Here is a 25,177-nt window from a genome sequence, read left to right on the forward strand (position 1 = left end):
TCCGTTTTCCGTTCCGTTTCCGGTCCGAATTCCGTTTCCGGCCCCCTGTTGGAGCGGGGTGTTTCGCGCCTTCCGGCGTGTCCACCACTTTAGCGAATTTCCCGCTCAGCTCCTAATCGGAGCCCCGGGGCATGATTTCGCGCAGCGAAATAGAGCCCTGTTCGGGAAGTGTCAGTAGTGGTTGGCCGCCCTGGGGCTACTGTGACCAGACCTGCTGGTCGCGCCGACAGGGCTGCCCGTCTCAAGCGGCTCGGGCTACGTTAGGCCCCCGACCGACCGGAGTCAAGTTCCCACCTGACGGCGCGTCCGATTGCGGCGCCTCGGGGTGTGCGCCCGGTACGGGCTCACCGAGGGGTCCCCGTCGATCCAGAAGCGCCACGGATGGGTCGCGCCCTCACCGCCGACCCCGGTGCGAGGTCCGCTGAGCACCTGTTCGGGCCGGGCGGGACAGCCTGCGAGTATTTCCAGCGGGGCCTTCGGGCCCGCGCACACATCGGCGCCGTCCAGCCGGCGGTCGACACCGAGTGCCGTGGCCAGCCGGGCGGGACCCTTGGCCAGTTCATGGTCGTTGCGCGCCTTCGGCCGGCGCTCATGGGCGTGCTCGTGTCCGTACAGCACCTCCCCCGCGCGCAGCAGTACCCCGCTCGGGGAGCCCTCCGGTCCGCAGACCAGGTTGAGGCAATGCCACATGCCGTAGGTGAAGTAGACATACGCATGGCCCGGGGGGCCGAACATCACGGCGTTGCGCTCGGTGCGGCCGCGGTAGGCGTGCGAGCCGGGGTCGGCCAGGCCCGCGTACGCCTCGACCTCGGTCAGTCGCACGGCGATCGGGCCCTCGGGGGTGCGACGTACGAGGGTTCGGCCGAGCAGGTCCGGCGCGACCTCCAGGACCGGGCGGTCGAAGAAGGTACGGGCCAGCGGCGTGCGGTCGGGTCCATCGGTCACTTCGGCTCCGTCAGTCACGCGTTCCGAGCGTAGTGGAACCGATAGGTACCGGTGGTTGGAGCCGGGCCGGGTCCGCTGCAAGGGTATGACCTGCGGAACCGCCGGGGGCTGTTCCGCGTATCTACTGTTCAACAGCGATCGACGCAATCGGGTCCTGGCGCGAAAGCGTCGGCGCGAAAGCGTGCTTGAGAGGGAGAACATGGGCTTCAAGAAGCTGCTCGCGAGTCTGGGTGCCGGTGGCGCCTCGGTGGAGACAGTGCTGACCGAGGAGAACGTCGTCCCGGGCGGCGTCGTTCAGGGTGAGGTCCGGATCCAGGGGGGCTCCGTCGCGCAGCAGATCGAGGGGCTCTCCGTCGGCCTGCAGGCCCGGGTCGAGGTGGAGCGGGACGACCAGGAGCACAAGCAGGACATCGAGTTCACCCGGCAGCAGCTGGGCGGCGCGTTCGAGGTGCAGCCGGGTGCGGTGCACGCGGTGCAGTTCGGTCTTGAGATCCCCTGGGAGACGCCGGTCACGATGTTCCTGGGGCACCATCTGACCGGGATGAACGTGGGGGTGACGACGGAGCTGGCGATCGCGCGTGCGGTGGACTCCGGCGACCTGGACCCGGTCAATGTGCATCCGCTGCCCGCCCAGCAGGCGATCCTGGACGCGTTCGGTGCGCTCGGTTTCCGGTTCAAGAGCGCCGACTTGGAGAAGGGGCACATCCGCGGCACGCGCCAGCGGCTGCCCTTCTACCAGGAGATCGAGTTCCACGCGCCGCAGCAGTACCGGGGGCTCAACCAGGTGGAGCTGTCCTTCGTCGCGGACGACCGCGAGATGGACGTCGTCCTGGAGATGGACAAGAAGCCGGGGCTGTTCAGCTCGGGCAGCGACTCGTACCGGTCCTTCACGGTCGGCCTGGACTCCTACCAGGAGACGGACTGGGCCGCGTATCTGAACCAGTGGCTCGCCGAGGTCGGCGGCAAGCGCAACTGGTTCTGACCTCTCGCCGATTCCGCGGGGCGTGCGCCGGATGGTTCGGTGCGCGCCCCGCGCGCTATGTGTCCGGGCCGTCGTCGTACCAGATGGTCAGCGGTGTGCCGCGGGCCGACCAGTACGTCACGGCGTCGCTGAGGATGTCCGCCGCGATCGCCGCGGCCTCGGGTGCTGCGTCGCGGAACGCCGTCCAGCCCCGGACCCGCAGCAGATAGCCGCTGGGCTCGGCGCCCTCGCCCCACCACGACAGATCGGTGAGGCAGTCGGCGAGCGCGTCCCAGTTGTGCCCGTACCAGTCGGGGAAGCGCAGGTCCCGGGCGCAGCGCTCGAGGAAGCCGTCCTTGTCGTGCACACCGTCGAGGTGCAGGGGGAGGACGGGGGTCGGGCCGGTCATGGGCGCCATGGTGCCAGCCCGCGCCGGTCCGGTCTCGTTAGGCTGGCCGGACAGCTGATCAACCACGATCATCAGGAGGTTTTCGACGTGTCCGATCAGAACCGGCGTCCGCTCCCCCATGACTTCCATCCGCCGGTGCCGTCGTTCACGGTGGTGAGCGACGATGTGGAGGCGGGCGGCACGCTGCCGTCCGCCCAGGTGCAGTCGGAGGGGAACACCTCGCCGCAGCTGCGCTGGGAGGGTTTCCCGGAGGGGACGAAGAGCTTCGCCGTCACCTGCTTCGACCCGGACGCGCCGACCGGCAGCGGGTTCTGGCACTGGGTGCTGTTCGACATTCCGGCGACCGTGACGGAGCTGCCGGCCGGAGCGGGCGGCGGTGGCTTCGCGGGGCTTCCCGAGGGTGCCGTGCACGCCCGTAACGACTTCGGTACCCGGGACTTCGGCGGGGCCGCGCCGCCGCCCGGGGACGGGCCGCACCGCTATGTGTTCACGGTGTACGCGGTGGACACCGAGAAGCTGGGCCCGGACGCCGACGCGACGCCCGCGGTCGTCGGCTTCAACCTGCGGTTCCACACGCTGGGCCGGGCGCACCTGATCGGTGAGTACGAGGTGCCCGCGGCGGGCTGACGACGCGAAATTGCGTTGTCCTCGGCCATCCTCCCGGCCAGAGTTGATCCCGGCCCGCCCGTCACGGAGCGGCGGGCGTGGCCGGGACGGGGAGGTGGTCGGGATGCGCGAGACGCTGGTTCTGAACGCGAGCTTCGAGCCGCTGTCGACGGTGACGCTGCGGCGTGCGGTGGTGTTGGTCCTGCAGGAGAAGGCCGTCGTCGAACGCGCCCATCCCGGGCTGCGGGTGCGCGCCGCGGAGGTCGACCTGCCGCTGCCGCGGGTGATCCGGCTGTGCCGTTACGTACGGGTGCCGTTCCGAAGACGGGCTGCGTGGTCGCGGCGCGGGGTGCTGGTGCGGGATCAGCACCGGTGCGCGTACTGCGGGCGGCGGGCGACGACCGTGGACCATGTGGTGCCGCGGTCGCGCGGAGGCGGGGACACCTGGCTGAACACGGTCGCCTCGTGTGCGGAGGACAACCACCGCAAGGCGGACCGGACTCCGGAGCAGGCGGGGATGCGGCTGCTCAACTCGCCGTTCGAGCCGACGCCTTCGGACGCGCTGCTGCTGGCGCTGGGGGCGGCGGAGCGGGACGGGCTGCCGGAGTGGCTGTCGCTGCCCGCCTGAGCCCGTCAGAAGGGTCAGGACGGCGGAAGGGCCGGTACCCCGCGGGGTACCGGCCCTTCGTCGTCGGTCGCTGCCGGTCAGTCGATCCTCGGCTGCTCGCGGCGCGGGGCGGCTTCCTTGCCGGTGCCCGTCGGGGCGGCCGGGGCGGCGCCGCCGCCGTTCCCGCCGGTCATGGGGCCGAAGTTGCCGATGGCACCACCGAGGCCCTTGAGCGCGTCGCCGATCTCGCTGGGCACGATCCAGAGCTTGTTGGCGTCGCCCTCGGCGATCTTCGGCAGCATCTGGAGGTACTGGTAGGAGAGCAGCTTCTGGTCCGGGTCTCCGGCGTGGATGGACTCGAAGACCGTACGGATGGCCTGGGCCTCGCCCTCGGCGCGCAGCGCGGCGGCCTTGGCCTCACCCTCGGCCCGCAGGATGGAGGACTGCTTCTCGCCCTCGGCGCGCAGGATCTCGGACTGCCGGACACCTTCGGCCTGGAGGATCGCGGCGCGCTTGTCACGGTCGGCGCGCATCTGCTTCTCCATCGAGTCCTGGATGGAGGTCGGCGGCTCGATGGCCTTCAGCTCGACGCGGTTGACGCGGATGCCCCACTTGCCGGTGGCCTCGTCGAGGACGCCGCGCAGCGCCGCGTTGATCTCCTCACGGGAGGTCAGGGTGCGCTCCAGGTCCATGCCGCCGATGATGTTCCGCAGGGTGGTGACAGTCAGCTGCTCGATCGCCTGGATGTAGCTGGCGACCTCGTAGGTCGCGGCCCGGGCGTCGGTCACCTGGTAGTAGATGACCGTGTCGATGTTCACGACCAGGTTGTCCTGGGTGATCACCGGCTGCGGCGGGAACGGGACGACCTGTTCGCGGAGATCGACGCGGTTGCGGATCGAGTCGATGAACGGGACGACGATGTTGAGGCCCGCGTTGAGGGTGCGCGTGTAGCGGCCGAAGCGTTCCACGATGGCGGCACTGGCCTGCGGGATGACCTGGATCGTCTTGATCAGTGCGATGAAGACGAGCACCACCAGGATGATCAGGACGATGATGATCGGTTCCACAGCGGCTCCCCGTGCCCTTCATGCGTGCTTCTGGATGATCGGGATGATCAGGTCCGGTCTTGTGGGTGGAGTCTGTCAGATCGACGGCCGACTCCGCAGCTGAGCGGGGTGGGGCTCAGCTCTTGGTACTACGACGTCTACATGACGACGGCGGTGGCGCCGTCGATCTCGACGACGTCGACCTGCTGGCCCGGTTCATAGGCCTGGCCGGGGTCGAGTGAGCGGGCGGACCAGATCTCGCCGGCCAGCTTGATGCGTCCGTCGCCGCTGGCGTCGACGCGCTCCAGGACGACGGCCTGCCGGCCTTTCAGCGCCTCGACGCCGCTGCGCAGCCCGGGTTGCTGCCGTCGGCTGCGGACCGCCATCGGGCGGACGACGGCGACCAGCGCGACCGAGACGGCACAGAAGACGATGACCTGGAGCACGACGCCGCCGCCGAGCGCGTCGGTGATCGCACCGGCGACCGCGCCGACCGCGACCATCCCGAATTCGGGCATCGCGGTCAGCACGAGCGGAATGCCCAGTCCTACGGCGGCGATCAGCCACCACACCCACGGATCCACAAGGTCATGGTAGTTCTCAGGGTCCGTCGGGGAACAGGGCGCGGTCCGGGTCGCCGGGCGCATGCGCCGTGTTCGAAGCGGGGGTTCAGGCCATCGGAGGGCGGTTTCAGGTCAGCGGCAGGCCCTGGGCGGTCCAGCGGTCGCCGTTGCGCTCGACGAGCAGCGGGAGCCCGAAGCAGCGCGAGAGGTTACGGGAGGTCAGCTCCATGTCGATGGGTCCGGCGGTGAGCACCTTGCCCTGACGGATCATCAGAACGTGGGTGACACCCGGGGGGATTTCCTCGACATGATGTGTCACCATGATCATCGACGGCGCGTACGGGTCGCGGGCGAGCCGTCCGAGGCGGCGCACGAGGTCCTCGCGGCCGCCGAGGTCGAGCCCTGCCGCCGGCTCGTCGAGGAGCAGCAGTTCGGGGTCGGTCATCATCGCGCGGGCGATGAGGGTGCGCTTGCGCTCGCCCTCGGAGAGGGTGCCGAACTTGCGGTCGAGGTACGCGTTCATGCCGAGGCGGTCGAGGAAGGCCCGGGCCCGGGTCTCGTCGACCTGGTCGTAGTTCTCCTGCCAGTGCGCGGTCATGCCGTACGCGGCGGTGAGCACGGTCTGCAGGACGGTCTGGCTGCGTGGCAGCTTCTCGGCCATGGCGATGCCCGCCATGCCGATGCGCGGGCGCAGGTCGAAGACGTCCACGGCGCCGAGCTGCTCGCCGAGGATCCGGGCGGACCCGGCGCTCGGGAACAGATAGCTCGACGCGAGGTTGAGCAGGGTGGTCTTCCCGGCACCGTTGGGGCCGAGGATCACCCAGCGCTCCCCTTCCTTGATCGACCAGGAGACGTCGTCCACCAGAGCCCGACCGTCGCGGACCACGGATACGTCCACCAGCTCCAGAACCTCGCTCATGAGCGCGTTGTCTCCCATTGCAGTCTCGAGTGTCGCGTGCGCCTGTGGGCGCAGCCCCCAGAGGAAAACCTACGCCACGCAATGTCGGTGCCAGTCCTTAGGCTGGTTCCATGCTCGATGAACCACGTTCAGGGCGCCTCGCAGCCTGGGGAAATGCCCTTCTCGCCGGACTTGTCTCGCCGGACGACGCCGCGCACCGGATCGCCGGGGAGGACGCGTCGCACCGGGTGGCGGGGCTGCCCGGCGAGTCCGGGCCGGTCGGACTGACGCTGGCGCTGGGGCGGCTGAGAGCGCTCGGGGCCAAGGGGCTGCGGGTGGCGCTGCCGGTAGCGGGGCATCCGCTGGGGCTGAGCGGGCCGCCGGAGTTCAACGCGAAGGCGCTCGACTCGGGCGAGGCGGTGCTGGCCACGGGGGTGGCACTGGGCCTGGTGCCCGAGGTGTCGGCAGTGGGACCCGAGGGCGACCAGCACGTCGAGGTGGTGTGGCACTGTCTGCCGGTGCGGGAGGCGCCGCCGGCGGATGTGCCGTCGCTCGGCGAGGCCGAGCGGGAGCTGGCCGAGGCGCTGCGGGAGGCGACCGAGGTGCTCTCCCGGCTGAACGTGGCCGGGGCCGGTCCGGCCGCCCAGGCGGCACTGGAGGCGTACCGGGCGCGGGCCGAGCGGGGGCGTGAGGTGCTGGCGCCGGGCTATCCGCCGCGGGCCCTGCGGGTGCTGGAGCTGGCGCAGCGGGTGGGCGCGCTGGTCGGCATCGCGTACGCGCCGGGCGGGGACGGCAAGGATCACGGCGCGGCGGTGAGCGCGTCGGAGATCGCGGCCCGCGCGGAGGCGCTGCGGCCGGTGGAGCGTACGGCGCGGCGGGCCCAGGTGGCGGCGTACAACGCGTATGTGGAGGAGCTGGAGCGGGGCGGGTTCTGACGCCGTGACCTCATGGGGCCGGCCCCGAGAGGCGGGTGCCTCCGGGGCCGGCCGGTGCTGAGCGGTGCCTCTGCCCTGAGGGGAGCGCTCAGTCGCAGGAGCCGGGGTTCATCGACCCGATGACGTTGATGGTGTTGCCGCAGACGCCGACCGGCACATGGACGGGCACCTGGGCGTTGTTGCCCGACACGACGCCCGGGGACATCGTCGCCCCGCCGTCGGCCATGGGGCCGTCCTGGGCGGAGGCGACACCCGCACCGGCGACGGCGAGACCGCCGGCCGCGATGGTGATGGCAGCGATCCTCTTGATGTTCTTCACTTCTCAAGACCCTTCGTCCATAGCGCGTCGCTGCGGCGAATCGCCGCAGTACGCCGTGAAGAACGGCCCGGGGCGGGCGGAGTTGCGCTGTTCGGGTGACATACACACGTTGGTGTGATTGCACGGAGAAACGCTGTTCATGCTCCGATTCCATGGCGTACCGCCCAGAGCGCGGCCTGAGTGCGGTCGGCGAGGTCCAGCTTCATAAGAATGTTGGATACATGTGTCTTTACGGTCTTTTCGGACAGTACGAGCGCGCGGGCGATCTCCCGGTTCGACCGGCCGTCCGCGATCAGCCCCAGCACCTCCCGCTCCCGGTCGGTGAGGGAACCCCCGCGCCCCTGACCGCCGCCCGCCTCGTCCTGGGAGAGCAGCGCGTCGGCCACCTCGGACTGGAGCACCGCATGCCCGGCGTGGACGGACCGTATGGCGCTCGCGAGGGCGTCGGGGTCGACGTCCTTGTAGACGTAGCCGGCGGCGCCCGCGCGCAGGGCGGGGACCACGGTGCGCTTCTCGGTGAAACTCGTCACGACCAGCATCCGGGCCGGGTTGCCGAGGTCGCGCAGCTTGCGCAGCGCCTCGATGCCGTCGACGCCGGGCATCTTGACGTCCATCAGGACGATGTCCGGGCGCAGCTCCTCGGCCCGGGCGATACCCTCCTCCCCGTCCGAGGCCTCGCCGACAACGTCGATGTCGTCCTGCACCTCCAGGAAGGTCCGCAGGCCCCGCCGCACCACCTGGTGGTCGTCGACGAGCAGCACCCGGATCGCCGCTCCGTCCCGTCGCTCAGCCACCGGGCACCTCCATCTCGATCACGGTTCCCTTGCCGGGCGCCGACTCCACGGTCAGTCCGCCGCCGACGCCGCTCGCCCGGTCGCGCATCGACACCAGCCCCAGGTGCCGCCCCGCCCGGCGCACCGCCGAGGGGTCGAAGCCGCCGCCGTCGTCGCTCACCCGCAGCAGGGCGCCCTGGCCGTGCCGGGAGAGGGTGACGTCGACCCGCCGGGCGCCGGCGTGGCGCAGCGCGTTGTGCAGGGCCTCCTGGGCCACCCGCAGCAGCGCCTCCTCCTGGGCGGCGGGCAGTGCCCGTACGCCCAGGGCCTCGAAGGTGACCCGGGCGGTGTGGGCCCGGTCCAGGACCTGCACCTGGGTGCGCAGGGTCGCGACCAGGCCGTCCTCGTCGAGCGCGGCGGGGCGCAGCTCCACGACGGCGGAGCGCAGCTCGTCGGCGGCCTCGGCGGCGAGGGCCGCCACCTGCTGCAGCTCCTCCTTGGCGCGGACCGGGTCGCGGTCGACGAGCGCGGCGGCGGCCTGGGCGGTCAGCCGCAGCGAGAAGAGCTTCTGGGCGACGGCGTCGTGCAGCTCATGGGCGAGCCGGGCGCGCTCCCCGGCGATGGTCAGCTCGCGGCTGCGCTCGTAGAGCCGGGCGTTGGTGAGGGCGATGGCGGCGTGCTGGGCGAGGATGGCCAGCAGTTCCTCGTCCTCGGGGGTGAAGCCGCAGCCGCCCTCCGGTTTCGCGCATCGCTTGTTGGCCAGGAAGAGCGCGCCGAGGACTTCCTCGCCGTCCGCGATGGGCAGTCCAATGAAGTCCGACATGTCCGGATGCTCCGGCGGCCAGCCCTCGAAGCGCGGATCCCGCCGGACATCGGCCAGCCGCTGCGGGGTGGCGTCCTTGAGCATCGCGGCGAGGATCCCGTGCTGGCGGGGCAGCGGCCCGATGGCCTTCCACTGCTCGTCGCTGACGCCATCTACTACGAACTGGGCGAAGCCCCCATGGTCGTCCGGAACCCCCAGCGCCGAGTACTCCGCGTCGAGCAGCTCACGGGCGGACACAACGATGGTCTTTAGGACATCCCGGACTTCCAGATGTCGGCTCATCGCGAGGAGCGCACTGCTCACCCAGGCCAGGCCCGCCCCGGCTCCACCGCCCGGTCCTTTGGTCATGGGCCTCACCGTACCGGCGCCGCGACAGCGGGCGTATCGGCCTTGTTGCAGCGCTTCATTGCGACCTGAGACCTAGGACGAGGGAAGTATTCGGGGCGCCCGAAGAGCGCTGTTACAAGGACGGGAATTCGACCACACTCCGCATTTGCTCGGGCACACCTCGCGATATTAAAGACTCTGCAATGTGACTCCTAACACAGGACATACATCACTTACGAAGGCGGTTAGTGGATGTTTTAACCCGGCATGAGCGGGGAGAACGCCCGCTCACGCGGCCAGGGAAGACCTACTTACCCACTAAGCAGGATCGTATGTCACACCTTTGCCACAGCTTTTTGCGACCGCTAAGAATTTCCCCCAGTCGCACGGCGCCGTAGATCCAGACACGGCGCACAAGGCGCCGATTTGGCCTGCGACACATAGCGATTGGAAGAGGTCTACTCCGCCATGCCCCTGCCCAGCATTCCCGGCTACACCCGCCTGACGAAGACAACCAAGTACTCCGCCGCCGGCATAGCCGCCGCCGGCGCTGCCGCCATAGCCTTCGCGCTCGTCCCCGGTGGCAACGCCGACGCCAAATCGACGGCCCAGGAACTGCCGGCGAAGCCGGCCTCCTGGACCTCGCAGAAGGTCGACAGCAAGGCCCAGCAGGAGGTTCTGCTCAAGCAGGCCACCCTGGCCAGCAAGCAGGCGCAGGCGGAGGCCGCGCAGAAGAAGGCCGCTGAGGCCGCGGCCGCGAAGAAGGCAGCTGAGGCAGCGGCAGCGAAGAAGGCCGCCGCCGAAGCGGCCGCCAAGAAGGCCGCCGCGGCGCAGGCCGCCAAGGAGCGGGCCGCCAAGGAGGCCGCGAGCCGTGCCGCCGCGCGCGCCAAGCTCGCCGCCGCCGCCAAGAAGACCTACCCGGACAACCTGGACGGCTGGATCCGGGAATCCCTCGACATCATGAAGAAGCACAACATCCCGGGCACCTACGAGGGCATCCACCGCAACATCATCCGGGAGTCCGGCGGTAACCCGCGGGCGATCAACAACTACGACATCAACGCCCAGAACGGCGTTCCGTCGAAGGGTCTGCTCCAGGTCATCCTCCCGACCTTCCAGACCTACCACGTCCCGGGCACGCCCTTCGACCAGTACGACCCGGTCGCCAACATCGTCGCCGCGTGCAACTACGCGGCCGACCGGTACGGCTCCATCGACAACGTCAACGGCCCCTACTGAGCCCGGCGTCCACACGCCGAAGGGCGGCGGCACCCCCTGTGTGCGAGGGGTGCCGCCGCCCTTCGGGCTCCGGACTTCCGGCTACTTGCGCATGACCTCCGGCTCATGGCGGCGCAGCAGCCGCGCGACCGCGACCGCGCAGATGATGCCGAGCACCAGCAGGACGGCCATGTCGATGCTCCACTGGGCGGTGGTGTGCTCCCACAGCGGGTCCGTGTCCAGCGGCTTCTTGCGGTCCCACGGCGCCATCAGATGGCCCGGGCCGGGGCCGAGGTCCAGCGTCGCGCCGACCGCGCCGACCGCCCAGCGGGCGGGCATCAGATACGCGAACTGCTCGATGCCGGGCGATCCGTAGATCTTGAACAGGATGCCGGTGAAGACGACCTGGATGATCGCGAACATGACCAGCAGCGGCATGGTCTTCTCGGCGGTCTTCACCAGCGCGGAGATCACCAGACCCACCATCATCGAGGTGAAGCCGATCGCGATGATGGCCACGCACATCTCGACGGCCGGCGGCATGATCAGCGCCTCGTCGGGCAGCTCACGGGTCGAGAAGCCGATGGCGCTGATGATCACGCCCTGGAAGGCGGTGATCACGCCGAGCACGATCACCTTGGACATCAGATAGGCGGAGCGGGACAGGCCGACGGCCCGTTCCCGTTCGTAGATCACCCGTTCCTTGATCAGTTCTCGTACGGAATTGGCCGCGCCCGAGAAGCACATGCCGACCACGAGAATCAGGGTGATCGTGCCCGAGTCCTGGTTGAACTGGCCCTTGGGTGCTCTGGTGAAGCCGAAATCCGACGGGATCACGGTACTGACCGCGCCGAGCACGGCGGGCAGGATCACCATCAGCGCCATGAAGCCGCGGTCGGACGCGATGACGGATACGTAGCGCCGTATCAGCGTCCACAGCTGGGAGCCCCAGCTCTGCGACTTCTGCATCCGCGCGGGCGGCGCCTGCACATCGACGGACTGCGGGGCGACGGCGTCGATGTCCGCGGCGTACATCTGGTAGTGCTGCGAACCGCGCCAGCGGCCCGACCAGTCGTAGTCGCGGTAGTTCTCGAACGCGGAGAAGACGTCCGCCCAGCTGTCGTAGCCGAAGAAGTTGAGCGCCTCGTTCGGCGGACCGAAGTAGGCCACCGAACCGCCCGGCGCCATCACCAGCAGCTTGTCGCACAGCGCCAGCTCGGCGACCGAGTGGGTCACCACCAGGACGGTGCGGCCGTCGTCGGCGAGGCCGCGCAGCAGCTGCATGACGTCGCGGTCCATGCCCGGGTCGAGACCGGAGGTCGGCTCGTCCAGGAAGATCAGCGACGGCTTGGTGAGCAGCTCCAGCGCGACCGAGACCCGCTTGCGCTGGCCGCCGGAGAGCGCGGTGACCTTCTTGTCCCGGTGGATGTCGAGCTTCAGCTCGCGCAGCACCTCGTCGATCCGGGCCTCGCGCTCGGCCGTCGCGGTGTCGCCGGGGAAGCGGAGCTTGGCGGCGTACCGGAGGGCCTTCTGGACGGTCAGCTCCTTGTGCAGGATGTCGTCCTGCGGGACCAGACCGATGCGCTGGCGCAGCTCGGCGAACTGCTTGTAGAGGTTCCGGTTGTCGTAGAGGACGTCGCCCTCGTTGGCCGGACGGTAGCCGGTGAGCGCCTTGAGCAGCGTCGACTTGCCGGAGCCGGACGGGCCGATGACCGCGATCAGCGACTTCTCGGGGACGCCGAAGGAGACGTCCTTGAGGATCTGCTTGCCGCCGTCGACGGTGACGGTGAGGTGGCGGGCCGAGAAGGAGACGTCACCGGTGTCGACGAACTCCTCGAGCCGGTCGCCGACCAGCCGGAAGGTGGAGTGACCGACGCCGACGGTGTCGTTCGGGCCGATCACCTGCTGGCGGACCGGCTGGCCGTTGACGTACGTACCGTTGTGGCTGCCGAGGTCGCGGATCTCGAAGCGGCCGTCGGGCAGCGCCCGGAACTCGGCGTGGTGGCGGGAGACCTGGAGGTCGGAGACGACCAGTTCGTTCTCCAGCGCACGGCCGATGCGCATCACCCGGCCCGCGTCCAGCTGGTGGAACGTGGTCGGGCTGCGGTCGCCCTGGCCGGACCGCGCGTCGGCGGAGCCGCCGGGTCCGCCCTGTCCACCGGGACCGCCGGGGCCGCCACCGCTGCCGTTCTGCGCGAGGTTGTCGCGCGGGCTCTGCTGCTGCGGTACGAACGGCTGCTGCTGCGGGGGCTGCTGCCACCCCTGGGGCTGCTGGCCCTGCTGCGGCCAGCCCGCGCCGGGCTGCTGCTGGTAGGGCTGCTGCGGGGGCTGCTGATACTGCTGGGGCCGCTGCGCCTGCTGCGCCTGCTGCGCCGCTCCCTGCGGGCTGTACGCGGCGGCGCCCGCGGCCGCCCCGGCCCCCGCCCCCGAAACGTTCAGCCGCGGGCCATCCGTGGCGTTGCCGAGATGGACGGCCGCACCCGGGCCGATTTCCACCTGTTGGATTCGCTGCCCCTGCACATAAGTGCCGTTGGTGCTGCCGTGATCCTCAACGAGCCAACTGCGCCCGCCCCAGCGCACCGTGGCGTGCCGCCAGGAGACTCTGGCGTCGTCCAGCACCATGTCGCCCTGTGGGTCACGCCCCACGCTGTATGACCTGGATGGATCAAGCGTCCAGGTCCGTCCGTTCAATTCCAGTACGAGTTCCGGCACTCCATGCCCCACTAGTTGTCCCCCGAGCTACCCCCTGTCAGGGAGTCTAGGGATGGCGAACATCGTGAGGAACTATTTCAGGCTCAGCCGCTTAACCGGAAGTCGGGTTTTGAGCAAGACGGCAACTCGGGCATGTTGGTTCATCCGGAAAACCCCAGGAAAGCGATAAGCGCGCCCGGATGATGCCGACCATGGATGATCCGGGCCATTTGGCACGGCCATGACCACCCCGAGGGCGGTGACGGGGCGGCGTCCGGCAGATGAACGTTCCGCAGCGCACGGCCGTCCACGACGCGGGCTGCCGCGCGCCGGGCTGGGGCGGCCGGATACGGTGGGAAGACCATGAGCGCATCGCAGATCCCCCCTGCCACCACCGTCCCAGCCGACGACGACCCCACCCTCCTTGTCAAGATCTTCGGCAAGGACCGCCCCGGCCTCACCGCCGGGCTCTGCGACACCCTCGCCGGGTACGGCGTGGACATAGTCGACATAGAGCAGGTCGTCACCCGGGGCCGCATCGTGCTGTGCGTGCTGGTCACGGCCCCCAAGGGCGACGCGGCCGAGGGCGAGCTGCGGGCCACCGTGCACACCTGGGCCGAGTCGCTGCGGATGCAGGCCGAGATCATCTCCGGCCGGGGCGACAACCGGCCGCGCGGCACCGGCCGCTCCCATGTCACCGTGCTGGGGCATCCGCTGACCGCCGAGGCGGTGGCCGCGATCGCGTCCCGCATCACCGGCACCGGCGGCAATATCGACCGTATTTTCCGGCTGGCGAAGTATCCGGTGACGGCCGTGGAATTCGAGGTGTCCGGGGCCGAGACGGAGCCGCTGCGCACCGCGCTGGCCACCGAGGCCGCCGACATCGGGGTCGACGTGGCGGTCGTGGCGTCGGGGCTGCAGCGCCGGGCGCAGCGGCTGGTGGTCATGGACGTCGACTCCACGCTGATCCAGGACGAGGTGATCGAGCTCTTCGCGGCCCACGCGGGCTGCGAGGCCGAGGTCGCCGAGGTCACGGCCCGGGCGATGCGCGGTGAGCTGGACTTCGAGCAGTCGCTGCACGCACGGGTCGCGCTGCTGGCGGGGATCGACGAGTCGGTGGTGGAGAAGGTGCGCGCGGAGGTCCGGCTGACGCCCGGCGCCCGCACCCTGATCCGTACCCTCAAGCGCCTGGGCTACCAGGTGGGGGTGGTCTCCGGCGGCTTCACCCAGGTCACCGATGATCTCCAGGAGCGGCTGGGGCTGGACTTCGCCTCCGCCAACACCCTGGAGGTCGCGGACGGCAAGCTCACCGGACGCGTGATCGGCGAGGTGGTGGACCGGGCGGGCAAGGCACGGCTGCTGCGGCGCTTCGCGGCCGAGGCGGGGGTGCCGCTGGTGCAGACCGTCGCGATCGGCGACGGGGCGAATGACCTGGACATGCTCAACGCGGCCGGGCTCGGGGTGGCCTTCAACGCCAAACCGGTCGTACGGGAGGCCGCGCACACCGCGGTGAACGTGCCGTTCCTGGACACCGTGCTGTATCTGCTCGGTGTGACCCGTGACGAGGTCGAGGCCGCGGACGCGCACGTGGAGGACTGACCGCCCGACGCCCGCGGAAGTATCCCCGCCCCCGGAAGTATCCCCGTTCCGCCCGCCTCGCTGCCGAGGCGGGCGGAACGGTATGGCGGCGGAACGGTACGGCGGCGGGTTTACTCGTGCGGCGCCCAGAAGTCGTCGAGGCGGCCGACGCCGTGCTCCACCGACTTCCACGAGCCGTTGAACGTCACCACGGCGATGGCGGAGGTGGGGAAGCCGGTGCGGGCCATCCGCTCCCGGGTGCCCTCCGCGGCCCGGCCCGCGAGGGCGTCGGCGAGGGCGTGCACCCCGGGGTTGTGGCCGACCACCAGCAGGTCGGTGATCTCGTCGGACGTCTCGTTGAGTACCGCGATCAGTTCGCCGAGTGAGGCGTCGTACAGCCGCTCCTCGTACACCGTCTTGGGGCGCTGGGGCAGCTCGTGGACCACGAGCTTCCAGGTCTCCCGGGTGCGCACGGCCGTGGAACAGAGGGTCAGTTCGGGGACCAGACCGGCTTCGGTGAGCCGGCGCCCGGCGAGTGGGGCGTCCTTGCGGCCGCGCTCCGCGAGCGGCCGCTCATGGTCTGCCACCTCGGGCCAGTCGGCCTTGGCGTGTCGGAGAATGACAATCCTGCGGGGCACATCGACGCTCATGCGTCCCAGCTTCGCATGAAACGGCTGGCGAGGCGCAGGGTGTTGAAACCGTGCTCACCTAAGTGAGCGCACAAGGCGAACGCTCCCGCGCACCGTCGGTCACGCCCCCTGGTGGCCGAGGACCTGGCGCAGCAGCTCCAGGAACTGCGAAAGGGCACCGGGCCCGCTCGCGGCCTGCGCGTCGGAGGGCCCGGCGAGCAGGAGCAGCAGCGCCGCGAAGGCGAGGGCGGGCAGCGCGAGGGCCCACCACGGCAGCCGGACGTCCATGCCACCGTCCGCCGGGGTCGCGGGCCGGGTGGGGGTGCGGGCGGACATGGGGATCGCCTCCGGTCGGGGAACCACGCTGCTTCGGATGGTTCGACGGTACGGAGCGGGCCGGCCCGTTCCCATCCGGTGATCCACCCAGTTCCCCCTGACCCTCACCCCCTAGGGGATGGTGGGGCCGGCCCCACCCCGCCGGGATGGGGGCGTGCGGGCGTCAGGGAGAGGCGATGGTGGCGATCACGCCGATGACCACCGTGATCCCGAGCATCACGCCCAGGATGAGGAGGAACTTCTTCTGGCCGTCCGGCGGGTTCTCATCGAGCACTGGCATGACGGCATTGTCCCACCCGCCGGTCACATCTCGTCCTCGAGGGTGCGGTCACGCCCGGCGATCAGGCCCGTCACGATCTGCGGCACCATGAGCCCGGCCATCAGCGCCAGCGGCGGCCCCCAGCCGCCGCTGTGCTGGTACAGCGTGCCGACCAGCAACGGCCCGGGGATGGACAGCAGATAGCCGGTGCTCTGGGCGAAGGCGGAGAGCCGGACCACGCCCGCGCTGGTCCTCGCCCGCATGCTGATCATCGTGAGGGCGAGCGGGAAGGCGCAGTTGGCGACGCCGAGCAGGACGGCCCACACCCAGGCGCCGCCGACCGGGGCCAGCCACAGCCCCGCGTAGCCGATGAGCCCGCAGACGCCGAGCACCACGGCCAGCACGCCCTGGTTGCGCAGCCGGGCCGCCGTGCGGGGCAGGACGAAGGCCAGCGGGACGCCCATGGCCATGATGACCGCGAGCAGCACCCCGGAGGTGGAGGCGGAGACTCCCGCGTCGCGGAAGATCTGCGGCATCCAGCCCATGGTGATGTACGCGGCCGTGGACTGGAGGCCGAAGAAGACGGCCATCGCCCAGGCGGTGGGGCTCCGGGTGATCCGGATGGCGGGAGCCGCCGGGCCGGACGCGGACCGGTCGGCCGCCGGGTCCGGCGCGGCCGGCTGCTCGGAGGGACGGTGGTTACGGTCGCGGGCGAGGAACAGCCAGGGCAGCATCGCGACCCCGGCGAGCACCGCCCACACCCCGAGCCCGGCCCGCCAGCTGCCGCCCAGCGCGTCGGTCATGGGCACCGTGATGGCGGCGGCGCTGGCCGTGCCCAGCGACAGCCCCATGGAGTAGAGGCCGGTCATGGTGCCGACCCGGTCCGGGAACCAGCCCTTGACGATCACCGGCATCAGGATGTTGCTGACCGCGATCCCGGCCAGGCCGAGCGCGCTGGCGCACAGGAAGGCCACCGTGCCGCCCGCGAACGGGCGCAGCGCCAGGCCCGTGGCGATGGCCGCGAGACCGGTGCAGACGACGGCTCCGGGCCCGAAGCGGCGGGCCAGCCGGGGCGCGGTGACCCCGAAGACGGCGAAACAGGCCGCGGGCATCGAGGTGAGCAGTCCGGCGATGGTTCCGCTCATGCCGAGGTCGTCCCGGACCTCCTTCAGGAGCGGGCCCAGGCTGGTGACGGCGGGGCGCAGGTTGAGCGCGGCCAGCAGCAGGCCGACGACCACGATGCGGCGGCGCCACGGCGAGGGCGCGGGGTGCGGTTCGTGGTCCCGTCGGGCGGGGGCCGCGGTGTCGAGCGTCGCGAGGTCGTCGTTGGGCATGCCGACCATCATAGAATCATGGGATGAATGGCTGTCCAGTTGGTGCGTAACCCCCAGGTGACAACGGGACGGCATCATGGAATCTCTCGTTTTCCAGTCCCAGACCCAGACCCAGCACCAGACCCGGCACCGGACCCGGCCCCAGCACCGGACCCGGTCCCAGGCACAGGAGAGTCATGCCGCTGACGTCGCCCCAGCGCTCCGCCCTCGCCGACCAGGTGATCGCCCAGCTGCGCGCCCAGATCACCTCGGGCGAATGGCCGGTGGGCTCGCGGATCCCGACCGAGCCCGAGCTGGTCGAGCAGCTCGGGGTGGCGCGCAACACCGTGCGCGAGGCGGTGCGCGCGCTGGCGCACAACGGCCTGCTGGACATCCGGCAGGGCTCGGGCACGTACGTCCTGGCGACCAGCGAGCTGGCCGGGGTGATGCACCGCCGCTTCGCGAGCGCCGAGCCGCGGCACGTGGCCGAGCTGCGCAGCGCCCTGGAGACGAAGGCCGCGCAGCTGGCCGCGGAGCGCCGTACCGAACAGGACGTCAAGCAGATCGACGCCCAGCTGGACCGGCGCGAGCGGGCCTGGGAGTCCGGTGACAGGGACGCGTTCGTGGAGGCGGACGCGACGCTGCACATGGCGATCGTCGCCGCCGCACACAACGACGTACTGGCGGCGCTCTACGCGGACCTGGGGTCGGTCGTACGGGACTTCCTGCGCGCCGACGTGGCCGACGGCCTGAGCCCCGAGGCGTACGTGGACCACGCGCGCCTGGTGGAGGCCATCCGGGAGCGGGACGGGGAGCGGGCGGGGGCCGAGGCGAGCACCCACCCCTTCGCCTGCCGGCTCACGCCCGAGGCCGGCTGAGCCCCCGTACATCCGCCTCACCGGCGCCGGTGGGTCACCCACGCCTTGCGGATCTCCTTCCAGCAGCGCTCGTCCAGCTCCACGTGCTGCGCCGGGCCCACCTCCACCCGGCGGCTGTCCATGTCCGGGTCCCACCAGCGGGCGCATTCGACGTGCAGCTGCACCCGGTCGGCGTCGGGGTAGGGGTTGAAGCAGCTGGTCCTGGCGTGCGAGCCGCGCACCGAGGTGGAGCAGGCGGCCTCGCGCGGCCGGGGGCGCTCCTGCGCGACGGAGCTGGAGGCGGCGAGGACACAACCGACCGCGGCGACGACCATCGAGGCGACCGCGAAGCGCCGGGGCGTACGCATGGCAGGACCTCCTCGGCCGGGCTGTCGCTCCGCGAGTCGTGTCGTACTCCACCCTGCGTGCCGCGCCATCCGCCCGCCCGCTCGCTGGTCCGAACGGGTGACCAGCGCCATACGAACGGCCGCCGCCCCGTCCCGCGCGAGGCGGGTCCGGGGCGGCGGCCGGAAGGTCCGGTGACTCAGGCCCCCATCATGTGCACGCCACCGTCGACATGCACGATCTCGCCCGTGGTGCGCGGGAACCAGTCGGACAGCAGGGCGACGACACCGCGGCCGGCCGGCTCCGGGTCGGTCAGGTCCCAGCCGATCGGGGCCCGGTGGTTCCACACGTCCGCCAGCTCCTCGAAGCCCGGGATGGACTTCGCGGCCATGGACTTGATGGGACCGGCGGAGACCAGGTTGCAGCGCACGTTCTTCTCGCCCAGGTCACGGGCGAGGTAACGGCTGGTGGACTCCAGGGCGGCCTTGGCCACGCCCATCCAGTCGTACTTCGGCCACGCGAACTGGGCGTCGAAGGTCAGACCGACGATGGAGCCGCCGCGCGGCATGACCGGCAGACAGGCCATGGTGAGCGCCTTGAGGGAGTACGCCGAGACGTGCACGGCCGTGCCGACGTCCTCCCAGCTGCCCTCCAGGAAGTTGAACGCGCCCTGCGGGCCGAAGGCGATGGAGTGCACGACGCCGTCGAGGTCGACGCCCTCCCCCAGGTGCTCGCGCACCTTGTCGGCGAGCCCGTCGAGGTGCTCCTGGTTCTGCACGTCCAGCTCGATGACCGGGGCGGGCTTGGGCAGCCGCTTGGCGATCCGCTCGACGAGGGAGACCCGGCCGAAGCCGGTCAGGATGACCTCGGCGCCCTCCTCCTGGGCGAGCTTCGCGGTGTGGAAGGCGATCGAGGACTCGGTGATGACGCCCGTGACGAGGATGCGCTTACCGGCGAGAATTCCACTCATGACGTTCAGTGACCCATGCCCAATCCGCCGTCGACAGGGATGACGGCTCCAGTGATGTACGCGGCCTCGTCGGAGGCCAGGAAGCGGACCGAGGCGGCGATCTCCTCGGGCTGCGCGTAGCGCGCGAGCGGCACCTGCTTCACGATGTTCTCGCGCTGCTCGTCGCTGAGCGCGCGCGTCATGTCCGTGTCGACGAAACCGGGCGCGACCACGTTGACGGTGATGTTCCGCGAGCCCAGCTCACGGGCGAGCGAACGGGCGAAGCCCACCAGGCCCGCCTTGGACGCGGCGTAGTTCGCCTGCCCGGCGGAGCCCATGAGCCCGACCACGGACGAGATCAGCACCACGCGCCCCTTACGGGCCCGCAGCATGCCCCGGTTGGCCCGCTTGACCATGCGGAACGTACCGGTGAGGTTGGTGTCGAGGACGGCGGAGAAGTCCTCCTCCGACATGCGCATCAGCAGCTGGTCGCGGGTGACCCCGGCGTTGGCCACCAGAACCTCGACCGTGCCGTGCTTCTCCTCGATCTCCTTGTACGCCTGCTCGACCTGCTCGGGCTCGGTGATGTCGCACTTCACCGCGAGGAAGCCGGCCGGCGGCTCACCGGACCGATAGGTGATGGCGACCTTGTCGCCTGCGTCGGCGAAGGCCCGGGCGATGGCGAGGCCGATGCCGCGGTTGCCTCCGGTGACGAGAACCGAGCGGCTCAAGGGACCACCCTCTCTTGTAGAAGTCATGCCGGTCGCCACGCGCGTGCGTACGTGTGCCGACCCTTGCACTAACGAAAACTATCGGGCTCCGGGCGGCTTCGGAGAATCGAGCACGCACAGGGGCGCCGACCGGACCCTGTCGACTTCCTACAGAAACCCTCAGTGGAACGCCGGGGTCGGCTCCTCCTGCCGCCGGATGTGGCGGTGCGGGGCGCGGAGCCAGATTGGCCGGCATGCGCATCAACAGAGCTTTGGTCACCGCGGGCCTGGCCCTCGCCCTCACCGCGGGTACGGTCACCTCCGCCGCCCCCACATCCCCCACCGCCCATGAAGCCGTCCGTTTCGAGCTGCCCGAGCCGACCGGTCCGCATCCGGTCGGGAGCACGGAGCTGCATCTCGTCGACCGCGACCGGCCCGACCCCTGGGTCGCCGGGAGGGACCGGGAGCTGATGGTCAGCGTCTGGTATCCGGCGCATTCGGCGCACGGTTACCCCCGCCAGCCGTATCTGCGGCCCGGTGCCGCCCGCTACCTGGACGAGTCGGGCTCGTACGGCCTGGCGCGCCCCGGCGAGGTGGACTGGGCCGGTGTCGTCACGGGCGCGGCCTCGGGAGCCCCGGCCGACGACCGCGGGAGGCGGCCGGTCGTGCTGTACTCACCGGGCGGGGGCAGTGTCCGCACGCTGGGCACGTCGATGGCCATGGAACTGGCGAGCCGTGGCTATGTGGTGGTCACCATGGACCACACGTACGAGACCTATCCGGTGGAGTTCCCGGACGGCCGGGTCGAGACGGCGAAGGACCCGGGCACGCCCGGGCGGACGAAGAAGGCGGTCGACGTCCGGATACGCGACACCCGCTTCGTCCTCGACCAGCTCGCCGCCCTACGGGACGGCCGCAACCCCGACGCCGAGGGGCGCCGTCTGCCGCGCGGCCTGGGCAGGGCGCTCGACCTGGGGCAGATCGGCATGTACGGCCATTCGGCCGGAGGGCTCACCGCAGCCGAGACCATGCGCATGGACCGCCGGATCGACGCGGGGATCAACCTGGACGGCACGCTTCAGAACAGCGATACGGACTTCTTCCCCGTGGCCCGGGAAGGGCTGGACCGCCCGTTCATGCTCATGGGCAAGGAGAATCAGACGCATCTGAACAAGCCCTCCTGGCAGTCCTTCTGGGACCACTCGACCGGCTGGAAGCGCGATCTGAGCCTCGAGGGGGCCGGCCACTTCAGCTACACCGACACCCAGTCGTTCGTGCCCGTCCTGGACGAGACCCTCGACATCCCCGCTCAGCGCCGTGAGGAGTACATCGGCACCGTGGACCCCGAGGGCAGCCTCGCCGCCCAGCGCGCCTACATCCCGGCCTTCTTCGAGCAGCACCTGCGGGGCCGACCGCAGGAGCTGCTGGACGGCCCCTCCCTCGCCCACCCCGAGGTGCGCTTCATCCAGTGAGCCTCGGAGTGAGGCGGATGACGGGCAGTTCGCGATCGGTCTTCCGCTGGTACTGACCGAAGCGTGCCGACGCGTCGACGATCCCTCGCCAGGCGCGTTCGCGCTCTTCGCCGTGCAATTGCTCGGCGACGACGGGAACGGTCCGGCCGCCGAGGGTGATGGATGCCTTGTCGGGGTGAGCGGCGAGGTTGTAGTACCAGGCGGGGTTCTTCGCGGCTCCGTTGGCCGAGGCCACGATCAGCCAGCTTCCGCCCTTGCCGGGGAACCAGCACACCGGGGACTTACGGGGCTCTCCGCTCTTCTTACCGACGGTGGTCAGCACGAGGGCGTCCAGGCCGCCGAGCATCTTCCCGCCGCCTTTGCGGACGATCTGGCGCATGGTCACCTTGTTCAGCCAGCGAACCGCGGCTCCGGGCTGGCGTGCGCCGTATGTTCCGGGCCGAGTCGTGAAGGTCATGGCGCGTCTCCGGTTCAGCCGAGGGCGGGGTAGTCGGTGTAGCCACGGTGGTCGCCGCCGAAGGAGGTGGCGCGGTCCGGGGCGTTGAAGGGGCCGCCGGCGGCGAGGCGGGCGGGCAGGTCGGGGTTGGCGAGGAAGAGCGCCCCGTAGGCGATCAGGTCGGCGGTGCCGTCCTCGATGAGCGCCAGCGCGTCGGGGCCGGTGGGCTCCGTACCCGTGGAGGGGTTGAGGACGAAGGTACTCGGCCATGCCTTGCGCAGCCGCACGGTCAGGTCGCGGATGTCGGGTGCCTCCATCTGGTGCAGGTAGGCCAGGCCGAGCGGGGCGAGGGCGTCCACGAGGGCGGTGTAGGTGGCCTCCACGTCCGCCCGGTCGCTCTCGTCGATGTCGTTCAAGGGGTTGCCGGGCGAGATGCGGAAGCCGACCTTGTTCCCGCCGATGGCCTCGGCCACGGCCTTGGCGGTCTCGACGGCGAAGCGGATGCGCCGCTCGGGGCTGCCGCCCCAGGCGTCGGTGCGCCGGTTGGAGTTCGGGGCGAGGAACTGGTGGATCAGATAGCCATTGGCGCCGTGCAGCTCCACGCCGTCGAAGCCCGCCTCGACAGCGTTGCGCGCGGCGGACGCGAAGTCGGCGATGGTTTCCGCTATCTCCGCCTCGGTCAGCGCGTGCGGGGTGACGAAGTCCTTCGGCCCGTCGTGCGTATAGACCTGTCCCTTCGCCGTGACCGCGGAGGCACCGACCGGTGTGAGGCCCATCAGGCTCGGGTGACCGACCCGGCCGGTGTGCATGAGCTGGAGGAAGATCGTGCCGCCCTCGGCGTGCACGGCGTCGGTGACCTTGCGCCAGGCCGCGATCTGCTCGGCGGAGTGGATGCCGGGGGTGTCCGGGTAACCCTGGCCGATCGCCGACGGCTGCGTGCCCTCGGTCACGATCAGCCCGGCACTCGCCCGCTGCGCGTAGTAGGTCGCCATCAGATCGGTGGGGCTCTGCCCGGGCCCGTAGGCACGGCTGCGGGTCATGGGCGCCATCACGACGCGACTGGACAGACGGATGCCGCCGAGGTCATAGGGGGCGAAGGCCGTGGTCATGGTCGGGCTCCTGTTCGGGTTCGGTGACGTGGCACCACACAATGCCATTGCCTGTCCGAACAAGTAAATCCGGGCATCGATTCCCCAATGGACGTGACACACATCACTCCACCCTGGTTTTCCCGCGCTGGGATCCACCCTCGGGCGGCGGTGAGGGCGGCGATAGAGTGTCCCTGCTCAGACAATCATCACTGCGAGAGAGGCATGAAGGACATGTCGAAGGATCCCGACCCGGCCCCGTGCGCGGGCTCCGCCGCAGACATGGCCCGCCCGCCGATGCCGCCCTCGATCCAGGCGGGCGCCATGAACCACGCGATCTTCCGCGTGGCCCGCCTGCACCGGATGCTCGCCGGACAGCTCCTGCGTCGCGTGGGGCTGCACCCCGGACAGGAACTGGTCATGATGCAGCTGTGGGACCTCGGCCCACAGCGTCAGACCGACCTCGTACGCCTCCTCGGCTCGGACGCGGCCACCATGACCCGCACGGTCAAGCGGCTGGAACACGCGGGCTTCGTCCGCCGCCGACCCAGCGAGACCGACAGGCGCGCCACCATCATCGAACCGACGGCCGCCAGCCTCGCCCTGCGCACGGAAGTCGAGCAGATCTGGGCAGAACTCGAAGCGAGCACGGTCGGCGGCCTGGATGAGGAGGAACAGGAAACCCTGATCCGCGCCCTGACCCGGATCGAAAACAGCCTCATCCAGTCGGCCGAACACCAGCCGCCCCTCGCGTAGTCGCCCCGCAGGGGCCGTCGATCGTTCCTCCCCGCGCGGGCGGGGGTGATCCGTGTTTTACGCTGCCCGCATGATTGGTGCAGTCGTGGCCCCCGCACCCGCGGGGGTGGTCCGGTCTGCGGGTCTTGTTCAGAAGGGACGCCGACGTGGTCCCCGCGCACGCGGGGGTGGTCCGGCCGCAGTCTCCGCGGCGGCCGGATCCCTGTCGTGGTCCCCGTGAAGGCTGCCCGGATGATTCGCGCAGTGGTGCTCGACGTCGGCGAGACCTTGATCCGGGACGACCGCGGCTGGGCGGCGTGGGCCGACTGGCTGGGCGTTCCCCGGCACACCCTCTCGGCCTTGGTCGGTGCGGTCGTGGCGCAGGGGCGCGACAACGCGGAGGCGCTGCGACTCGTCCGGCCCGGGATCGACATCGCCGCCGAGCGGGCCGCCATGGAGGCCGCCGGCGTCCGCGAGCAGCTGAGCGAGTCCGATCTCTACCCCGATGTACGTCCAGCCCTCGCCGCTCTTCGCGAGACTGGCGTCGGCATCATCGTCGCTGGCAATCAGACAGCGCATACCGGCGAGTTGCTGCGCGACCTCACGCCGCCGGTTGACGCGATCGCCACCTCTGGAGAGTGGGGGGTGGCCAAGCCGGACCCCGCCTTCTTCGTCCGTGTGCTGGAGCTGGCGGGAACGGCTCCCGGTGAGGCCGTCTACGTAGGCGATCACCCCGCGAACGACACGGGCCCGGCGAAGGCCGCGGGCCTGCGCGCCGCGCATCTGCGCCGTGGGCCCTGGGGCCATCTCTGGTCGGGCACGCCCGAGGCGGCTGCCGCTGACTGGCAGGTCGACTCGTTGCACGACCTCGTGCGAATCGCCGCCGCCCTTCAGGTCAAGCCCAGTCCTGGCTGCGCATGCAGGGGAAGGTGCATGCTCTCGGCGCGCACGACACCACGATCACCTATGTCGGCGTACCCCCGGCCGCGCGTACTACCGGGCCCCGACTGCACTGGCGCATCCCGGTGGGCCCCGGCCGGTACCTCACCGACCCGCACCGGCTGCGCGAAGCGCTTGCCCGGGCGATCGCCGCCGAGGCCGTAGAGGGGGTGGGAGTCAGGTGACGATCCAGGTCTGCGCCCGCTGTGACAAGCCGACCAGCGCCCCGGTCGTCGTCGCGATCGGGCATGGCGCGAGTGGCGGCGGCGGCACCGTCTACGCCTGCCCCGGCAAGTGTGCCGACAGCTTCCCGCGCCAACGCGACCCGTTCGACCACGGCGCCCTGCCTGCCCGGGACGTACCCGCCGGGCACGCCCCATGACCTCCGCGCCCACGCCCCGACGTCGACG

28 protein-coding genes and 1 pseudogene are annotated in these 25,177 nt (G+C 70.6%); 11 read left to right on the forward strand and 18 right to left on the reverse strand.

Annotated elements, in window-relative coordinates; all coding sequences use genetic code 11:
* Nucleotides 1–282 precede the first annotated feature (282 nt).
* Nucleotides 283–945, reverse strand: coding sequence for a DNA-3-methyladenine glycosylase (locus ACFZCY_RS40140; RefSeq protein ID WP_391185249.1), 663 nt, complete (start codon nucleotides 943–945; stop codon nucleotides 283–285).
* 199 nt (nucleotides 946–1,144) lie between these two features.
* Here ACFZCY_RS40140 and ACFZCY_RS40145 point away from each other — a divergent pair, with 199 nt between their 5' ends.
* Nucleotides 1,145–1,927, forward strand: coding sequence for a sporulation protein (locus ACFZCY_RS40145; protein ID WP_391185252.1), 783 nt, complete (start codon nucleotides 1,145–1,147; stop codon nucleotides 1,925–1,927).
* Nucleotides 1,928–1,982: 55 nt separating this feature from the next.
* On the opposite strand, the gene ACFZCY_RS40150 is transcribed toward ACFZCY_RS40145, so the two are convergent.
* The gene (locus tag ACFZCY_RS40150; protein WP_391185255.1) at nucleotides 1,983–2,315 is read right to left on the reverse strand and encodes a barstar family protein; all 333 of its coding nucleotides are present in this window, start codon (nucleotides 2,313–2,315) and stop codon (nucleotides 1,983–1,985) included.
* 87 nt (nucleotides 2,316–2,402) lie between these two features.
* Here ACFZCY_RS40150 and ACFZCY_RS40155 point away from each other — a divergent pair, with 87 nt between their 5' ends.
* Both ACFZCY_RS40155 and ACFZCY_RS40160 read left to right on the forward strand, forming a co-directional pair.
* Nucleotides 2,403–2,942, forward strand: a complete 540-nt coding sequence (locus tag ACFZCY_RS40155) for a YbhB/YbcL family Raf kinase inhibitor-like protein (protein WP_391185258.1) — start codon at nucleotides 2,403–2,405, stop codon at nucleotides 2,940–2,942.
* Nucleotides 2,943–3,045: 103 nt separating this feature from the next.
* Nucleotides 3,046–3,549, forward strand: a complete 504-nt coding sequence (locus tag ACFZCY_RS40160) for an HNH endonuclease (protein ID WP_361487914.1) — start codon at nucleotides 3,046–3,048, stop codon at nucleotides 3,547–3,549.
* A 77-nt stretch (nucleotides 3,550–3,626) separates the two neighbouring features.
* On the opposite strand, the gene ACFZCY_RS40165 is transcribed toward ACFZCY_RS40160, so the two are convergent.
* From ACFZCY_RS40165 to ACFZCY_RS40175, 3 genes are all read right to left on the reverse strand, one after another.
* On the reverse strand, nucleotides 3,627–4,595 hold the full coding sequence (locus ACFZCY_RS40165) for an SPFH domain-containing protein (RefSeq protein WP_123103165.1): 969 nt from the start codon (nucleotides 4,593–4,595) through the stop codon (nucleotides 3,627–3,629).
* Nucleotides 4,596–4,732: 137 nt separating this feature from the next.
* The gene (locus tag ACFZCY_RS40170; RefSeq protein WP_391185262.1) at nucleotides 4,733–5,158 is read right to left on the reverse strand and encodes an NfeD family protein; all 426 of its coding nucleotides are present in this window, start codon (nucleotides 5,156–5,158) and stop codon (nucleotides 4,733–4,735) included.
* 106 nt (nucleotides 5,159–5,264) lie between these two features.
* Nucleotides 5,265–6,056 carry an ATP-binding cassette domain-containing protein gene (locus ACFZCY_RS40175; RefSeq protein ID WP_391185265.1) on the reverse strand — a complete coding sequence of 264 codons (792 nt, stop codon included), beginning with the start codon at nucleotides 6,054–6,056 and terminating at the stop codon, nucleotides 5,265–5,267.
* Nucleotides 6,057–6,166: 110 nt separating this feature from the next.
* Here ACFZCY_RS40175 and ACFZCY_RS40180 point away from each other — a divergent pair, with 110 nt between their 5' ends.
* The gene (locus ACFZCY_RS40180; RefSeq protein ID WP_391185268.1) at nucleotides 6,167–6,970 is read left to right on the forward strand and encodes a hypothetical protein; all 804 of its coding nucleotides are present in this window, start codon (nucleotides 6,167–6,169) and stop codon (nucleotides 6,968–6,970) included.
* A gap of 88 nt (nucleotides 6,971–7,058) precedes the next feature.
* Here the strand turns inward: ACFZCY_RS40180 and ACFZCY_RS40185 are convergent, their stop codons facing one another.
* The 3 genes from ACFZCY_RS40185 to ACFZCY_RS40195 all read right to left on the reverse strand — a co-directional run bounded on the left by ACFZCY_RS40185 (nucleotide 7,059) and on the right by ACFZCY_RS40195 (nucleotide 9,233).
* A complete protein-coding gene (locus tag ACFZCY_RS40185) occupies nucleotides 7,059–7,289 on the reverse strand; it encodes a chaplin family protein (RefSeq protein ID WP_391185270.1) in 231 nt (76 codons plus the stop codon).
* 137 nt (nucleotides 7,290–7,426) lie between these two features.
* Nucleotides 7,427–8,083: a response regulator gene (locus tag ACFZCY_RS40190; RefSeq protein WP_391185273.1), complete on the reverse strand. Its 657-nt coding sequence runs from the start codon at nucleotides 8,081–8,083 to the stop codon at nucleotides 7,427–7,429.
* Nucleotides 8,076–9,233: a GAF domain-containing protein gene (locus ACFZCY_RS40195; RefSeq protein WP_391185276.1), complete on the reverse strand. Its 1,158-nt coding sequence runs from the start codon at nucleotides 9,231–9,233 to the stop codon at nucleotides 8,076–8,078. The genes ACFZCY_RS40190 and ACFZCY_RS40195 overlap by 8 nt, the downstream gene beginning before the upstream one ends.
* Before the next feature lie 447 nt (nucleotides 9,234–9,680).
* Between ACFZCY_RS40195 and ACFZCY_RS40200 the strand changes: the two genes are divergently transcribed.
* Nucleotides 9,681–10,451 carry a lytic transglycosylase gene (locus ACFZCY_RS40200; protein WP_391185278.1) on the forward strand — a complete coding sequence of 257 codons (771 nt, stop codon included), beginning with the start codon at nucleotides 9,681–9,683 and terminating at the stop codon, nucleotides 10,449–10,451.
* Between the two features lie 81 nt (nucleotides 10,452–10,532).
* Here the strand turns inward: ACFZCY_RS40200 and ACFZCY_RS40205 are convergent, their stop codons facing one another.
* On the reverse strand, nucleotides 10,533–13,154 hold the full coding sequence (locus tag ACFZCY_RS40205; protein WP_391185282.1) for an FHA domain-containing protein: 2,622 nt from the start codon (nucleotides 13,152–13,154) through the stop codon (nucleotides 10,533–10,535).
* Between the two features lie 330 nt (nucleotides 13,155–13,484).
* On the opposite strand from ACFZCY_RS40205, the gene serB reads away from it, so the two are divergent.
* Nucleotides 13,485–14,720, forward strand: a complete 1,236-nt coding sequence (serB, locus tag ACFZCY_RS40210; protein ID WP_391185284.1) for a phosphoserine phosphatase SerB — start codon at nucleotides 13,485–13,487, stop codon at nucleotides 14,718–14,720.
* Nucleotides 14,721–14,830: 110 nt separating this feature from the next.
* Here serB and ACFZCY_RS40215 read toward each other — a convergent pair whose 3' ends face one another.
* From ACFZCY_RS40215 to ACFZCY_RS40230, 4 genes are all read right to left on the reverse strand, one after another.
* Nucleotides 14,831–15,349: a histidine phosphatase family protein gene (locus ACFZCY_RS40215; protein WP_361487942.1), complete on the reverse strand. Its 519-nt coding sequence runs from the start codon at nucleotides 15,347–15,349 to the stop codon at nucleotides 14,831–14,833.
* Between the two features lie 99 nt (nucleotides 15,350–15,448).
* On the reverse strand, nucleotides 15,449–15,664 hold the full coding sequence (locus tag ACFZCY_RS40220; protein WP_391185287.1) for a hypothetical protein: 216 nt from the start codon (nucleotides 15,662–15,664) through the stop codon (nucleotides 15,449–15,451).
* A gap of 163 nt (nucleotides 15,665–15,827) precedes the next feature.
* Nucleotides 15,828–15,944 (reverse strand): SGM_5486 family transporter-associated protein, encoded by a 117-nt coding sequence (locus ACFZCY_RS40225; protein WP_391185290.1) that lies wholly within the window; start codon nucleotides 15,942–15,944, stop codon nucleotides 15,828–15,830.
* Nucleotides 15,945–15,967: 23 nt separating this feature from the next.
* Entirely contained in the window at nucleotides 15,968–17,257 is a 1,290-nt protein-coding gene (locus tag ACFZCY_RS40230; protein WP_391185292.1) for a CynX/NimT family MFS transporter, read from the reverse strand.
* Between the two features lie 176 nt (nucleotides 17,258–17,433).
* Between ACFZCY_RS40230 and ACFZCY_RS40235 the strand changes: the two genes are divergently transcribed.
* Nucleotides 17,434–18,114 (forward strand): FCD domain-containing protein, encoded by a 681-nt coding sequence (locus tag ACFZCY_RS40235; protein WP_391185295.1) that lies wholly within the window; start codon nucleotides 17,434–17,436, stop codon nucleotides 18,112–18,114.
* Between the two features lie 17 nt (nucleotides 18,115–18,131).
* Here ACFZCY_RS40235 and ACFZCY_RS40240 read toward each other — a convergent pair whose 3' ends face one another.
* The 3 genes from ACFZCY_RS40240 to fabG form a co-directional block, all read right to left on the reverse strand.
* Complete coding sequence (locus ACFZCY_RS40240) at nucleotides 18,132–18,461, reverse strand: hypothetical protein (RefSeq protein ID WP_391185298.1); 330 nt, start codon at nucleotides 18,459–18,461, stop codon at nucleotides 18,132–18,134.
* Nucleotides 18,462–18,637: 176 nt separating this feature from the next.
* A complete protein-coding gene (fabI, locus tag ACFZCY_RS40245) occupies nucleotides 18,638–19,408 on the reverse strand; it encodes an enoyl-ACP reductase FabI (RefSeq protein ID WP_039939381.1) in 771 nt (256 codons plus the stop codon).
* 5 nt (nucleotides 19,409–19,413) lie between these two features.
* The gene (fabG, locus tag ACFZCY_RS40250; protein WP_055554041.1) at nucleotides 19,414–20,118 is read right to left on the reverse strand and encodes a 3-oxoacyl-[acyl-carrier-protein] reductase; all 705 of its coding nucleotides are present in this window, start codon (nucleotides 20,116–20,118) and stop codon (nucleotides 19,414–19,416) included.
* Between the two features lie 233 nt (nucleotides 20,119–20,351).
* Here fabG and ACFZCY_RS40255 point away from each other — a divergent pair, with 233 nt between their 5' ends.
* Nucleotides 20,352–21,569: an alpha/beta hydrolase family protein gene (locus ACFZCY_RS40255; protein ID WP_391185302.1), complete on the forward strand. Its 1,218-nt coding sequence runs from the start codon at nucleotides 20,352–20,354 to the stop codon at nucleotides 21,567–21,569.
* Here ACFZCY_RS40255 and ACFZCY_RS40260 read toward each other — a convergent pair.
* Together ACFZCY_RS40260 and ACFZCY_RS40265 are read right to left on the reverse strand one after the other, a co-directional pair.
* Nucleotides 21,559–22,026, reverse strand: a complete 468-nt coding sequence (locus ACFZCY_RS40260) for a nitroreductase/quinone reductase family protein (RefSeq protein ID WP_391185305.1) — start codon at nucleotides 22,024–22,026, stop codon at nucleotides 21,559–21,561. The genes ACFZCY_RS40255 and ACFZCY_RS40260 overlap by 11 nt on opposite strands.
* Before the next feature lie 14 nt (nucleotides 22,027–22,040).
* A complete protein-coding gene (locus tag ACFZCY_RS40265) occupies nucleotides 22,041–23,114 on the reverse strand; it encodes an alkene reductase (protein WP_391185307.1) in 1,074 nt (357 codons plus the stop codon).
* A 213-nt stretch (nucleotides 23,115–23,327) separates the two neighbouring features.
* Here ACFZCY_RS40265 and ACFZCY_RS40270 point away from each other — a divergent pair, with 213 nt between their 5' ends.
* From ACFZCY_RS40270 to ACFZCY_RS40280, 3 genes and pseudogenes are all read left to right on the forward strand, one after another.
* A complete protein-coding gene (locus tag ACFZCY_RS40270; RefSeq protein ID WP_391185309.1) occupies nucleotides 23,328–23,849 on the forward strand; it encodes a MarR family transcriptional regulator in 522 nt (173 codons plus the stop codon).
* Between the two features lie 231 nt (nucleotides 23,850–24,080).
* A pseudogene (locus ACFZCY_RS40275) lies at nucleotides 24,081–24,707 on the forward strand (HAD family hydrolase); the annotation flags it as partial.
* A gap of 241 nt (nucleotides 24,708–24,948) precedes the next feature.
* A complete protein-coding gene (locus tag ACFZCY_RS40280) occupies nucleotides 24,949–25,149 on the forward strand; it encodes a hypothetical protein (RefSeq protein ID WP_391185312.1) in 201 nt (66 codons plus the stop codon).
* Nucleotides 25,150–25,177 lie beyond the last annotated feature (28 nt).

Origin of the sequence: Streptomyces sp. NPDC007983, from assembly GCF_042958345.1 — a bacterium.
Taxonomy (GTDB): Bacteria; Actinomycetota; Actinomycetes; order Streptomycetales; family Streptomycetaceae; genus Streptomyces.